A 12,635-nucleotide genomic window follows, 5' to 3' on the forward strand; every position below is an offset into this window, starting at 1 on the left:
CGCGTGGCCCAGAACGCTACCGCCGAGGCCGCCGCCACGTTGAGCGAGTCGACGCCGCCCGCCATCGGGATGCGGACCACCGTGTCGGCCGCGGCGACCGCGCCGTGCGAGAGCCCGTCACCCTCCGTACCCAGCACGAGAGCAAGACGCTCGTGCCGGCCCGCGGCGATCTGCTCCACCAACTCGTCCAACGAGATCGAGTCGTCGCTCAGCGCCAGCGCGGCGGTGGTGAAGCCGGCCGCACGCAGTTCCTCCAGACCGCCCGGCCACTTCTCCAGCCGCGTCCACGGCACCTGGAAGACGGTCCCCATCGAGACCCGCACCGAACGACGGTAGAGCGGGTCGGCACAACGCGGCGTGACCAGCACGGCATCCACCCCGAGCGCCGCGGCCGACCGGAACGCCGCACCCACGTTGGTTCAATTCAGTCGACGAACCGCCCAGCCCTTGGACTCAAGTAGCACTACGGCCGCCAGGATCCGTCGTTCCCCGGCGTTCGAACTGGTCAGTTGGCCAGCACCATGGCGTCCTCACTACCGGGTGGCGGGCCGTTCGTCGCATAGCATGGGGCCCATGGCCGCGACGTACGTCGAGAAGTTCCAGGTGATCGTCGACATGTTCGATTTCGGCGTGCAGGCGTACCGGCAGCGCATGCGCCGCGAGCACCCCGGGGCCTCCGATGAGGAGATCGAGGGGCGCGTGCAGACCTGGCTGCTCCAGCCGAGCGACAGGCTCGGCAACCGGATCCACCTCCCGGCCCGCGGGTAGCGCCGATGCAGTCCGTCAATTCCGTACTCGCCCAGGCCGCCTCCGACCTGGACGCCATCGGCGCACAGTGGGCCGTCATCGGCGGCCTCGCCGTAGCACTCCGCGCGGAGCCTCGATTCACACGAGACGTCGATATCGCGATCGCCGTGTCGGACGACGCCGAAGCCGAAGCCATTGTCAACCGCATGCAGGTTCGAGGCTATGCCCTATCGGCCCTTGTCGAGCAGGACTACACCGACCGGCTCAGCACGGTGCGCCTGATCAGGCCACAGGCGGGCACGGCAACCACCTACGTCGATCTGCTGTTCGCCAGCTCAGGGATCGAAAGCGAGATCGTCAGCCACGCGGACCGCCTCGAGATCCTGCCCGGCACCGACATGCCCGTCGCGTCGACCGGCCATCTGATCGCCCTGAAAGTCCTCGCTGGCCGCCATCAGGACCAGATGGACCTCGGATACCTGCTGGCAGCCGCGTCGGACGACGACCTGACGCTGGCACAGAAGGGCATCGAGTTGATTCACAGCCGGGGCTACAACCGCGGCCTGGACCTCAAGGAACAGCTCGCCGCAGCGATCCAGCAATCGCGTCCCAGCGATCAGAGCTGATCACGAGGGGCGGAAAGCGGTGACTGTTGGCTAGTTTTGGGCCCGTCGAGTGACGACGAATGCGGTTCCCTCCAAGGCCTGGCCGACCGGAGTGTCGGCCCAGTCCTGGATGCGGTCGCGCGCTTGGTCGAGCAAGGCGAGCAAGTCAGTAAGGGTCGGACTGGTCGGCAATGCGCAGTGCAGCACCTCCTCGCCATGGGAGTCGCTCGGGTATCCGTCCTCGTCGGCTCCTTCGGTCACCCACTGGTCCACCGCGACGCCCCACTCATGGCGGCCCCATTTGCCGCCGGGTTGGGGTGCGTGCACGTTCACGTACAGGCGCTCTCCCTCTCCGTCGGGCTGATCGAAGTAGGACGACGGGTCGAACATAATCTCCAGGGCGCCCATCGTGATCTCCACGTCCGCCTCCTTGGCCCGAGCCCAGGCATCGAGCAGCAGCCGCAGATCGCTGGCAGCGCGCTCAATCTCCCGGTCAGTGCCGACGGCTTCGAGCTTGTCCAGTGCCTCCCGAAGATGGACGCCGAGCTGGCCGGAGTCGGACACGAATGACGGGATCGGGTCCAGTATCCGCAACTGGTCGTCGAGCGCGTACGACGTCGTCGGCTCCCACCGGCGGCGCTTGCCGTCGAGCACATCGCTATCGGCGGCCTCGTCGACGTCCTCACTGATCTCCTCGACCGCCTTGGTCCGCAGCCACTTGGCTTCCGACTCCAGATCTGCCTGGATTGCTGTACGGACCGGGGCTGGCACCGGCTTGAGCGCGTCGTCGAGGTCGGTGAGCGCTTCGTGCAGCTCCCACGTGGCCAGCACGTACCACAGACTGTGCGCTCCCCGAAGAAGGCCAGGCCGCGCTGCCGAATCGGTCAGAGCAGCCAGATGCGAGTGCGGGTACCGGTCGAACCTGTCACCACGCTGATCGTGCAGACACACCGGCAAGGCCGCGGCGGCCGAGACCCGGTTCAGGGACTCCACCAACGGACCGGCCAGCTGTTCGGACTCGACACTGGTCACCGTCTCCGACACCACGCCATCAGGCCCGCGGAACGTGGCCAGAACCTGCACTTTCCCGCGCTGGGGATGCTACGAATAGATCGTCATGGCACAACCCTTCCGGCAAGCGGCACGCCAAGGAACACACGCACGCCTGCCAGCAGACAGAGGATCAAGGACAGCGACGGTGGCGCAGGCACAATCCCGCGCTCCATGCCGCAAGGAGGAGAATTGGCGGTGGCTCAGGTCCGATCCCGAACTCCCTGCCTGCCCACACGCTACCAGTGACCCAGACTGCACCGCCTGGCCAACACGCCGATCACGGCACTTGGCCGTTGCGCCGACGCCTTTCTGGAAGATCGGGAATCATCATCCCGGCTGGAGCGAGCCGAGCGACGAACTGTTCCAGTGGTGGCTCGACGAGGAGCGGGCGATCGGGCTGTTGCTGTACGGGCGCAGGCTGTGGGAGACCATGAGTTCCTACTGGCCGACCGGCGACCAGCAGCCGGACGCCACCCCGGCGCAGGTCGAGTTCGCGCGGAACTGGCGGGACACTCCGAAGGTGGTGTTCTCGTCGACGATCGACGAGGCCGACTGGAACGCTCGCCTGGTCGCCGGCGACGCGGTCGCGGAGATCACCCGGCTCAAGGACGAGGACGGTGGGCCGATGCGGGTCGCCGGCGCGACGCTCGCCGGGGCCGCCATGCGTGCCGGGCTGATCGACGAGTACGCGATCGTCACCCATCCGGTCCTGGTGGGTGGTGGCACACCGTTCTTCACCGCGCTGGACGGCTGGGTGATCCTGAGCCCGGTGGAGACGCGGACGTTTCCCGGCGGGGTGGTCCTGAACAGGTACGAGACGAGGCGCTGAGCCGATCTCGGCACCAGCGCCCGTCGCCGGTTCGGCCAGGACACACCGCATGTTCCGTACCCGCGACCTCGGCCGCTGGACCCTAAACGGCCGGCTCGAGCACCACGGACGCAACGACGCTCAGGTGAAGGTTGTGGCTTCCGGGTAGGGCTGGACGGTCACTGCCCGCGGCGCCGCCCGGCCTTCTGAAGAGTAGCCGGGCGGCGCGGCCGCTCCGGGAGTTCACGCCATGTGGCGTGCCAGGAACGCGAGCTTGGGGTCGGGGTCGCGCTGGAAGTCGAGGTAACCGTCCCAACGTGCCGTGGTGCCATCGATCCAGTGCAGTTCCTTGTCCGCGCACGGGATGTTGTCGTACATGGCCTGGACGTCCTCGGGGTAGGTCATCAGGTCTTCGCGGACCTGGTAGAGGTAAGTCGGGAGTGTGACGCTCTTGGCCCAGGGGACCGGTGTCATCTCGTCGAAGCGGTAGCTGACCGCCAGTTGCATCTCGCGCTCCAGGTCGGCGATCCGCGCCGGGATCCCGAGCAGCTCCAGCGTCCGGGTCATCGTCGCCCCCACTGACAGCGGTTGCGGGGCGAGCATGGCGCGCACGTCGGTGAACTCCCCCGGGTGCTCCTGCATCGCGAACATAGTGGCGTTGGCGCCCTGGCAGCGGCTGAACAGTCCGATGGTCATGCCTGCGGTGCGGCTGTCGGCACGGGCGAAGAGGAGCGAGCCGATGACGTCACGTGCCTCGAATCGCCCGCCGCTGCCGCGGCCTCCGTTCGCGCTGCCGCTCTGCCCCAGGTTACGCATGTCGTACGTGAGCACGTTGTAGCCGGCCTCGTGGAGGATCCGGTAGTCGGGCAGGAAGTTCACCTCGAAGTCGTTGCCGCCTGCGGCACCGAGGGACTTCCACGGTTCGAGGTGCGCGGGAAGGCCGTAGCGGTTGAACCACAGCGGGTGGTTGGCGATGATCAGTTTGTCGGAGCCTTCACGGGGAATCCACCACGCCTCCAGGGGCGTGCCGTCCGCCGACGGGAAGCTGATCTCCTCGTACACCATCCCGTGATCACCGGGGTTCTCGAGCAGCGGGGCGCGCAGCAGGCTGCCGTATCCCTCCGCGATCGCCTTGATCACCGCGCTGGACTGCTCCTCGGTCATGGTTGTCTGGTCGGTCATCGTCTCTCTCCTTCGTGGGCGAACGTCGTTGCCCCGATGGAGATCCTGGGCGCAAGGGCACGTGTCTTCCAGGTGCCGGCTTTCGGGGGGACCAGCAGTACCACCATCGATAGCCCGCGGCGGGAGAGAATCTTCCGGTGTCGGAGTTCGCCAGTGTCCTGCGCGCATGGCGCGATCGTGTCTCCCCCGCCAGTGTCGGCCTGCCCGCAGGCGCCGGGCGGCGGGCCCGCGGTCTGCGACGGGAGGAGCTCGCTGCCCTGGCCGGGGTGAGCGTGGATTACATCGTGCGCCTGGAGCAGGGGCGCGCGGCCAACCCCTCCCCTCAATTACTGGGTGCCCTCGCCGTGGCACTGCGTCTCGACGACGCAGAGCGCGACCATCTGTTCCGGGTCGCCGGAGCGGCGCCGCCCCGACGAGGCGCCGTGCCCCGGCACATCACCCCCGGCGTGCAGCGCGTCATCGACCGGCTCGGGAGCATACCGCTGGCGGTGTTCACCGCGACACACGAAATCGTGCGATGGAACCGGCTGTGGGCGGCCCTCCTCGGTGACCCTTCGGAGTACGTCGGCATCGATCGCAACTTCGTCTGGCGTCACTTCATCCATGGGACGCCGGAGGTTGAGTACGACGACGAGCACGCCGAGGAGTTCGCCGCCGACCTCGTCGCCGACCTACGCGCCGCGCTCGGGCGGTATCCCCACGACGCACCCCTGATGCAGCTGATCTCCCGTCTGCGAGCCGAATCTCCCGAGTTCGAGAACCGATGGTCGACGGCCCGGATCGCCGAGCACCGTTCCAGCAAGAAGGTCATCCGCACCAAGGTCGGTCGCATCACCGTCGACTGCGATGTGCTGGCGGTACCCGGGAGCGACCTGCGTGTGGTTGCGTACACCGCCGCCCCCGGAACGGAAGATGCCGCCAGGCTCGACCTGCTTCGCGTCACCGGGCTGGAGACCTTCACTGCCCGCTGAACACGCCTCGACGATCCACACGGAGGGCATGGCGCGTGAGAACGACGCCTGGTCCGGTCTCGTCTTCCGCCCTGCCAGGTCGCGGATCATGGCGTCCGGGTTGACTCACGGCCCCAGACGCGAGAAGGCGAACAACACCTCGAAGGAATCTTCCGCGCGCTCATGGGGCATCCCCGTCGGTAACTGCTGCGGCATGTGGACCTGTCGCCAGGCGTCCGCCGGTGGAAGTCGAGGATCGTTGCGTCCCCTTCCGGACCTTCCGCGGGTTCTCCGTGGGCCGTGTGGTGGCGTCGAGACTGGAGACAGCGGCGAGTAGTTGCAGGCGGTCCTCGTGGCCGGGTTGCGGTGCGAAGACGATCATGTGCGCTCCCGGCACCCCGGGGATCGGGTAGGCGTCCCACTCGACGTCGATCTCACCGATGCGGGGGTGCCGGATCGTCTTCGCGCCGTGGACGCTCTCGCGGACGTGGTGTCTCGCCCACATGCGCCGGAACTCGGCGCTCTGGATACTGAGTTCGCCGATGATCGCGACGGCCCTCGGATGATCCGGATCGAGCGCGACGGCCGCCCGCAGCATGCCGATGTAGTCCAACGCCATCGTCTCCCACCCCGCGCAGCGGAGCCGGGACTCGTCGTCGCGGAACAGCGTCATGAGCACGTTGCGGTGGCTCGGCGGGAGCTGGAGCGGGTCCCCCAGGAGCTCGGCGGCAAGACCGTTCCACGCGAGGACATCGAGGTGGCGGTTCACCGCGAACGCGGGCAGCGCCAATGACGCGATCAGCAGCCTGGCGTTGTCGGGTACGCGCTCCCGGGCGCGGCGTCGGGGAGGCGACGGCCGCCGAGCCGCTCGGGCGAGCATCATCAGGTGACGGCGCTCGACGTCGTCCAGGTCGAGCGCATCCGCGATCGAGTCGAGCACCGCGTCCGACGGGCGGACGTTCCTACCTTGCTCGAGCCGCTGGTAGTAGTCGGTGCTCAACCCGGCCAGCACCGCGACCTCCTCACGCCGGAGGCCCCCGACCCTGCGCCGCGGCCCGGGCTCCAGCCCGAGGTCCTCGGGACGCGTCTGCTCCCGACGCGAACGCAGGAACGCGCCGAGCTCACGCGCGGAGGTCGAAGCGGCAGTCATGTCTCAAGTCTGCGCCACGTGCGGACCTCGATGGTGGTCCTGGCAGACCCAGGATGACAAGGACGCCTGCGATCCAGCAGCGGCTCTCTAGCGTCGAACGCATGACCGCATGGAGCACATCAGACATCCCCGACCAGAGCGGCCGGACCGCGATCGTGACCGGCGCCAACTCCGGACTCGGCCTGGTCACCGCCACGGAGTTGGCGCGGCGAGGCGCCCGTGTGATCCTCGCCGTGCGCAACGTGACGTCCGGCGAGGAGGCAGCGGACACGATCCGATCAGCGGCCCCACGCGCCGAGGTGTCGGTGCGCAACCTGGACCTGGCCTCCCTCGCGTCCGTCCGAAGCTTTGCCGAGCATGCCGCCGAGTTGGACCGGGTCGACCTGCTCGTCAACAACGCCGGCGTGGTGATCCTCGGCCCACGGCGCACCACCGCCGACGGCTTCGAGCTACACCTGGGCACGAACCACCTCGGCCATTTCGCTCTCACCGGGCTGCTGCTCCCGTTCCTGGAACGCGGCGATCGGCCTCGGGTCGTGTCGCTCAGTTCGATCTCTCACAAGCCCGCCCACCTCGACTTCGACGACCTCATGTTCGAACGCCGCTGGGACGCCTCCGCCGCCTACGGAGCTTCCAAGCTCGCCACGACGACATTCGGGATCGAACTCGACCGCAGACTCCGCGCCAGCGGCTCGCCGGTCATCAGTGTGCTCGCGCACCCCGGCGTGTCCCGCTCCAACCTCGTGCCCCGCGCATGGGCCGACCGCGGCTGGATCGGCCGGATCGCGACAGGTCTCTTCCTCTCCCTCTCCACCCAACCCACCGAACAGGGCGCCCTCCCCCAACTTCGCGCCACCACCGCGCCCGACGCCCACGGCGGCCAGTTCTTCGGACCCAGCGGCCGCAACGAGCGCCGAGGCGACGCGATCGAAGTCCAAGCCTCCGACGAAGCGCTCGACCCCCGTGTCGGACAGCAACTCTGGGCAGCCTCAGAGGACCTGACAGGTGTGTCATACCCCTAGATGGGTGTTGGGGACCTGGGATCCGACGCCCGAGACCACCTCATGGCGTGGAACTCGGGCCGGGGTGGAATCCGCGGCTGACACGGCACGGACGACGTCGGGATCGAGCCACTGCACAGCCCTCGTGGTGAAAGCTGTCTTCGCGGACCGCGCTCAACTGCGGGGTTCGTTGTCACCAGCAGCAGACCTGACACCAGTCCGACGCCCTGAGTTCCCGGCATCGCTCTAGAACCCGGAATTACCCTCCCCGCGGATGATCGTGTGGTCGCTCGGGTTCGACAACCCGCCGAGAGTCGTGTCCAGTACGGTGGTGTCGGCGAACGAGGTCGTCCCTGGCGCCTCGAACAGAAGGCCGTATGTTCCGGTGCCGTCGACTCTCACCCGCTCGAACGAGACCTGGTCGATGCTCTTCTCCCATGACATGTGGACACCGGAGAACGTGCTGTCGGTGATCGTCATGTCGCGGATCACGATCGGCGCGTTGATCGGGTGGATGTCGGCGTAGATCCACAGTGCTCCGAGCTCGGCAGGCCAGCCAGGCTCGCGGCTGCCCGCGCGCTCGAGGGTGTTGCGCCGCACGTGTGTGGTGCCGCTGAACGGCACCCCGAACCGGGTGCTGATGCTGATGCCTGCGCCCGCACTCACGATGTCAGCGACGAGGTTGTCCTCGACGCGGTTGTCCGGGCCGCCGCCGTACACGGCGATGCCGTTCGACAATGCCGGCGTCTGAACGGTGTTGAAGGCGAAGGTGTTCCGCGACCCCGGCCCATCGGAAGACCACATCGCCATCGCATCGTCTCCGGTGTTGCGGAACGTGGACTGGACGACGCGAGAGTTCTCACTCGAGCGGAGGTTCACGCCGTCTGCGTAGGTGTCGCGCACCCGCAGGCCGACGGCGAGGACGTCCTTCGATCCCGGACGTACCCAGAGCGCCGTCTTGGTGTGCTGGATCCAGACGTTCTGGATGAGGGTGTCCGAGGCGAAGTCGCCCTCGATCGCTGTGTCGGACGCATCGTCCAACCGGACCGTGAGGTCTCCCAGGATGGCGAGATCCGCGATGGCAACGCCCCCGCCGCTCCCGTAGAACCCGCCGCGTCCGTTCGTCTGCTCGATACTCGAGTACCACGGCCCGGCCCCGAGTACGGTGACGTCCGATACCTGGATAGCCGACGTCAACCGGAAGTCGCCTTCGGGGATCCACACCGGGACGCGCTGCTGCCTCGCCTGAGCGACGGCAGCATTGATCGCTGTGGTGGCATCCTGACCTGATCGTGCACCGAAGTCGATGATGGACAGCGCATCGGACGGCCGCGTCAGAGGCGGAGGAACGACCTCGGCCTCGACGAGATCGATGTCTATGTGCGACGTCGCCGCCGAGTCCTTCTGGAGCCGCAACACCGTGCCCGCCGGAAGCTCGTCCGGCAGTTGCACGCGCACTTCGTCGAAGAAGCGGTGCGGGACACATGCCCCGCCTTCAGGTCCGCAGCGATCCTCCGGGCGTGGCGAGTTCGGGTCGTTGAGGTAGGGGTACGCACCGTAGAGCCAGCTGTGCTCGGATGTCAGCGTGACGTCGGTGAGCTTGGTTCCGTCCGCGTAGAGACCGAGCGGTGTGCTCAGGCCCGTGCCCGTCGCGTTATCGGGGATCGAGTACCGCAACACCAGTCCGTTCGCAGGAGAGGCGAGGGCGATGCTGACGTGTTCCCCTGTCGTGTCGAGCCGTACAGCGCTCCGACCACTCGACTCGGACGCGACAGTCCCGTAGGTGCGTGATGGCGTGAGCACGGTTCCGTCGGTCGACCCCGCCTCGGCCTCGTACTGGCGATACGTGGTGGTCGCGCCGCGCGCCGCGAGCTCCGCCTGCGTCGATACGTCGATGCTGTCGATGAACACGTCTGCGCCGGCACTCGCTGCCCGCAGGCCCACCGTGTTGACGCCCGCGCGTACGGGGACACTCATGGCGGTGGTGCGCCAGCCGGTTCCGGACGGGAAGTCCACCGTGCCGACGACGCGCGCGTTCACGAGCAGGTCCAGGCTGCGGTCACTTGCTGGGGTCGTGAACCGGATGGTCGCGGTCGCCGTCCCGGCGGACTCGACACCGAGAGCACGGACGACACGGGCGCCTTCGGCCGTGAACCCTTCGACGTATCCCGTGCCGGAATGTCCGCCCGTCGCCGCCGTGACGACGGCACCGCCCGAGACGTATGCGTCCTCGGCCTCGCCCGGACCGGCCGGTTGTGGTTCGCCGCCGTCGACGACATCGAGCCTGTCGAGGTTGACGTTTCCGTTGTCCGCCGAACCGTAGAGGAGGGTGATGTCGTGGTCACCTTCCGGTAGCGATCGTGCCACGGTCACCGTGTCCCACGTGTCCCAGTTGCTCGTCGTAGGGAACGAGAGCTGATCCACGTGCGCGCCGTCGACGACGAGGGAAAGGGTCCGATCCGTCGGCGTTCCGTTTGCGTAGCGGAACACCAGATCCACGGCCCCGCCGCCGCTGATCCGCACCTTGAAGGTCGTCGACGCACTGCCCGAATTGGCGTCGGTGTAGCCGCCGACGAAGCCGCTACCGGAGTACCCGGCATGATCACTCGCGACCACTGCGCCGCCCGCGAGCGTGGCCGCCTCGGCTTCGAACACCGGGCCGGTCGAGTACCCGGCGCCGGGCTGCGGCGGAGGGGCGACCTCCAGGTTGTCGAGGTTGACGTTGCCCGAGTCGGCGGCGCCGAAGCGGTAGGCGACGGTGTGTGCGCCGCTCGTCAGGTCGACGGACACGCTGTGTGTTGCCCAGTCGTCCCAGTTCGCCGTCGCGGGTAACGAGACCTGCTGCGCGGCGCCGTCGATGATCAGCGTCAACGTCTTCGGCGAGCCGGTGCCGTTGGCGTACCGCAGCGTCAGCGTGTGTTCGGCGTCCGTTGCGATCTCGACGGCAAAACTCGTCGTCGCAGTGCCCTTGTTGCCGTCCGTGTATCCGTCGACGAACCCGCTGCCGGTGTAACCGGCGTGGTCTGCGGCGGCTGTCGCTCCGCCGGTGAGCAGGGCCAGTTCCGCTTCGTGCCGAGTCGTCTCGGCCTGGGCGATGGTGGCATTCGTCGCCGCCAGTGCGGTGCCGACCACGGCCGCTGCCACGAGCAGAGCGCAGCAGCGACGCCAGGCTGCAATCGGTCCCGTCATGATGTCTCTCCATTTCGTCCCATGATGTTTCCGCTCCGCCGAGTGCGCCACGTCGGGCTCAGGGAGCGGCGCAGCGCACGTTGTCGAGGGTGAAGGTCTCAGGCGCGGCCACCTCGTCCGCGTTGGCCGTGCCGGCGACACGGAACGTCATGCTCTGGCCGGGCCGCAGGCCGCCGCCGCGGAGGACGGTTTCCACGCGCGTGCCGTTCTGGGTCATGTCGGCGGCACCGGACGCGTGTCGGACCGACTCGCCGCTTCCCAGGTGCCATGCGAGTGTGCTCGCCGGGAGCGTCTGCACGCGGTGTTCTCGATCCTCATGGTCGCCCGGTACCGGCCTCGGACGACCGGGGTCGTGTGGTGGGTGACCGAACACGCCGCAGTCACGTCGTCGAGCAGCCCGGTGTTGCCGCCCTCGTCGATGAACGTGCCCCAGAGTTGGTTGCGGCCATCCGCCGGCTCCTGGACGCCCGACACCCGCACAGGCGCTCGAGTGCGCCGGGAGCGCGTTCGGAGCACAAAGGCTGCCGATCGTCACGATGCTCCTTCGCATCACCACTCCTCTTCGAGTAGCGCCGTCGCGCCCTCGCGGCCGGCCACCTTCGCAGTAGAGCAGAATTCCGGAACTTATGCAAGAAGTTACGTCGATACCGTCCAAATTTTTCACGTAGCGGCCGGGGCGGCGTCGGACCGGTGGATCGCCGCAGCACGAGCTCCGGCTCGAAGGATCCCGCCTCGATCGAGTGCGTCCCGTGCGCCACAAGCCGGTCACCGACGTCGCAGCCGAGTGGGGCGAGCTCGCGCTGCCCCCCGATCTCCTTGGGTCGCGAGGGCGGTCAGGGCCACCTGACACTTCGCCTCCGAGACGCCTGGGCGGTCGTCGAGCACGCGGCTCACGGTCGACGCTCGTACCAGCCTTCTCCGCGCCTTCTCCGAGTCTGCTTGCCGTCGTCGTCGGGCACGGTCCCGTTGCCGGCCGACTCCCCATCCCCATCTCGACCCGTCGCCCCGTCCGGCCTCCCGCACGGGGCGTACCGATGATCTTCAACAGCAGGGCGTTCGGCGCGGCGGCGGCGCCACTGGTCGATTGGTCGCGGATGTGGCGGATCGCAGCTTTCAAGCCTGAAAGGGCATCCCTAGGGCGTGTTTCGGAAGTGGTAGCGCTGTGTGATCCAGTTCAGGATGTCGGTGGCGATGGTGGTGGGGTCGGCGGCGATGGTCGTGTCGTCTTGATCGGTGACCGGGTCGAGGCGTTCGATGTCGTAGCCGCCCAGGCCTCCACGGCGGGTGAGCACAGCGATGGACCATTCCAGCTCCTCGTCGTCCGGGTGCCGGACGACCACGCGCCGCCACCGGCAACAACGGCCCGATCACCGCCCACGCCTCGTCCCTCAGATCATGTCGTCCAACCGCGTCCACCACGAACCCGAAGCATGCCGAAACAGCAGGTCACACACCAATTCCGAAACAGGCCCTAGCCAGGGAGGGGCGAAACCTGCCCACGCGGCGCCGGGCAGCCCTGGCGTCAGGTCGCTACCGCGTGGCCCAGAACGCTACCGCCGAGGCCGCCGCCACGTTGAGCGAGTCGACGCCGCCCGCCATCGGGATGCGGACCACCGTGTCGGCCGCGGCGACCGCGCCGTGCGAGAGCCCGTCACCCTCCGTACCCAGCACGAGAGCAAGACGCTCGTGCCGGCCCGCGGCGATCTGCTCCACCAACTCGTCCAACGAGATCGAGTCGTCGCTCAGCGCCAGCGCGGCGGTGGTGAAGCCGGCCGCACGCAGTTCCTCCAGACCGCCCGGCCACTTCTCCAGCCGCGTCCACGGCACCTGGAAGACGGTCCCCATCGAGACCCGCACCGAACGACGGTAGAGCGGGTCGGCACAACGCGGCGTGACCAGCACGGCATCCACCCCGAGCGCCGCGGCCGACCGGAACGCCGCACCCACGTT

The 12,635-nt window shown here is 68.1% G+C and carries 12 protein-coding genes and 1 pseudogene; 5 read left to right on the forward strand and 8 right to left on the reverse strand.

What is annotated here, in order from left to right; genetic code table 11:
• Nucleotides 1-419 (reverse strand): annotated as a pseudogene (locus IIE03_RS08200) (TrmH family RNA methyltransferase); the annotation flags it as partial.
• Between the two features lie 154 nt (nucleotides 420-573).
• Here IIE03_RS08200 and IIE03_RS08205 point away from each other — a divergent pair.
• Together IIE03_RS08205 and IIE03_RS08210 are read left to right on the forward strand one after the other, a co-directional pair.
• Complete coding sequence (locus tag IIE03_RS08205; protein ID WP_192862265.1) at nucleotides 574-768, forward strand: hypothetical protein; 195 nt, start codon at nucleotides 574-576, stop codon at nucleotides 766-768.
• 5 nt (nucleotides 769-773) lie between these two features.
• The gene (locus tag IIE03_RS08210) at nucleotides 774-1,373 is read left to right on the forward strand and encodes a nucleotidyl transferase AbiEii/AbiGii toxin family protein (protein WP_192862266.1); all 600 of its coding nucleotides are present in this window, start codon (nucleotides 774-776) and stop codon (nucleotides 1,371-1,373) included.
• Nucleotides 1,374-1,403: 30 nt separating this feature from the next.
• On the opposite strand, the gene IIE03_RS08215 is transcribed toward IIE03_RS08210, so the two are convergent.
• Nucleotides 1,404-2,435 (reverse strand): hypothetical protein, encoded by a 1,032-nt coding sequence (locus tag IIE03_RS08215; protein ID WP_192862267.1) that lies wholly within the window; start codon nucleotides 2,433-2,435, stop codon nucleotides 1,404-1,406.
• Between the two features lie 256 nt (nucleotides 2,436-2,691).
• Between IIE03_RS08215 and IIE03_RS08220 the strand changes: the two genes are divergently transcribed.
• Nucleotides 2,692-3,234, forward strand: a complete 543-nt coding sequence (locus IIE03_RS08220; RefSeq protein WP_192862268.1) for a dihydrofolate reductase family protein — start codon at nucleotides 2,692-2,694, stop codon at nucleotides 3,232-3,234.
• A 222-nt stretch (nucleotides 3,235-3,456) separates the two neighbouring features.
• Here IIE03_RS08220 and IIE03_RS08225 read toward each other — a convergent pair whose 3' ends face one another.
• On the reverse strand, nucleotides 3,457-4,395 hold the full coding sequence (locus tag IIE03_RS08225; RefSeq protein WP_225997463.1) for an alpha/beta hydrolase family protein: 939 nt from the start codon (nucleotides 4,393-4,395) through the stop codon (nucleotides 3,457-3,459).
• 137 nt (nucleotides 4,396-4,532) lie between these two features.
• On the opposite strand from IIE03_RS08225, the gene IIE03_RS08230 reads away from it, so the two are divergent.
• Nucleotides 4,533-5,366: a helix-turn-helix transcriptional regulator gene (locus IIE03_RS08230; RefSeq protein ID WP_192862269.1), complete on the forward strand. Its 834-nt coding sequence runs from the start codon at nucleotides 4,533-4,535 to the stop codon at nucleotides 5,364-5,366.
• Nucleotides 5,367-5,526: 160 nt separating this feature from the next.
• Here the strand turns inward: IIE03_RS08230 and IIE03_RS08235 are convergent, their stop codons facing one another.
• Nucleotides 5,527-6,495 carry a helix-turn-helix transcriptional regulator gene (locus tag IIE03_RS08235; RefSeq protein ID WP_192862270.1) on the reverse strand — a complete coding sequence of 323 codons (969 nt, stop codon included), beginning with the start codon at nucleotides 6,493-6,495 and terminating at the stop codon, nucleotides 5,527-5,529.
• Between the two features lie 101 nt (nucleotides 6,496-6,596).
• On the opposite strand from IIE03_RS08235, the gene IIE03_RS08240 reads away from it, so the two are divergent.
• The gene (locus IIE03_RS08240) at nucleotides 6,597-7,517 is read left to right on the forward strand and encodes an oxidoreductase (protein WP_192862271.1); all 921 of its coding nucleotides are present in this window, start codon (nucleotides 6,597-6,599) and stop codon (nucleotides 7,515-7,517) included.
• 225 nt (nucleotides 7,518-7,742) lie between these two features.
• Here IIE03_RS08240 and IIE03_RS08245 read toward each other — a convergent pair whose 3' ends face one another.
• The 4 genes from IIE03_RS08245 to IIE03_RS08260 all read right to left on the reverse strand — a co-directional run.
• Nucleotides 7,743-10,685 carry a CBM35 domain-containing protein gene (locus tag IIE03_RS08245; protein WP_192862272.1) on the reverse strand — a complete coding sequence of 981 codons (2,943 nt, stop codon included), beginning with the start codon at nucleotides 10,683-10,685 and terminating at the stop codon, nucleotides 7,743-7,745.
• 58 nt (nucleotides 10,686-10,743) lie between these two features.
• Nucleotides 10,744-10,983 carry a hypothetical protein gene (locus tag IIE03_RS08250; protein WP_193107583.1) on the reverse strand — a complete coding sequence of 80 codons (240 nt, stop codon included), beginning with the start codon at nucleotides 10,981-10,983 and terminating at the stop codon, nucleotides 10,744-10,746.
• Nucleotides 10,984-11,818: 835 nt separating this feature from the next.
• Nucleotides 11,819-12,025, reverse strand: a complete 207-nt coding sequence (locus IIE03_RS08255; protein WP_192862274.1) for a hypothetical protein — start codon at nucleotides 12,023-12,025, stop codon at nucleotides 11,819-11,821.
• Between the two features lie 190 nt (nucleotides 12,026-12,215).
• Nucleotides 12,216-12,635, reverse strand: a 420-nt coding sequence (locus tag IIE03_RS08260) for a TrmH family RNA methyltransferase (RefSeq protein ID WP_192862275.1), incomplete at its 5' end; no start/stop codon positions are given.

The organism is Myceligenerans pegani (genome assembly GCF_014892515.1).
Classification (GTDB): domain Bacteria; phylum Actinomycetota; class Actinomycetes; order Actinomycetales; family Cellulomonadaceae; genus Myceligenerans; species Myceligenerans pegani.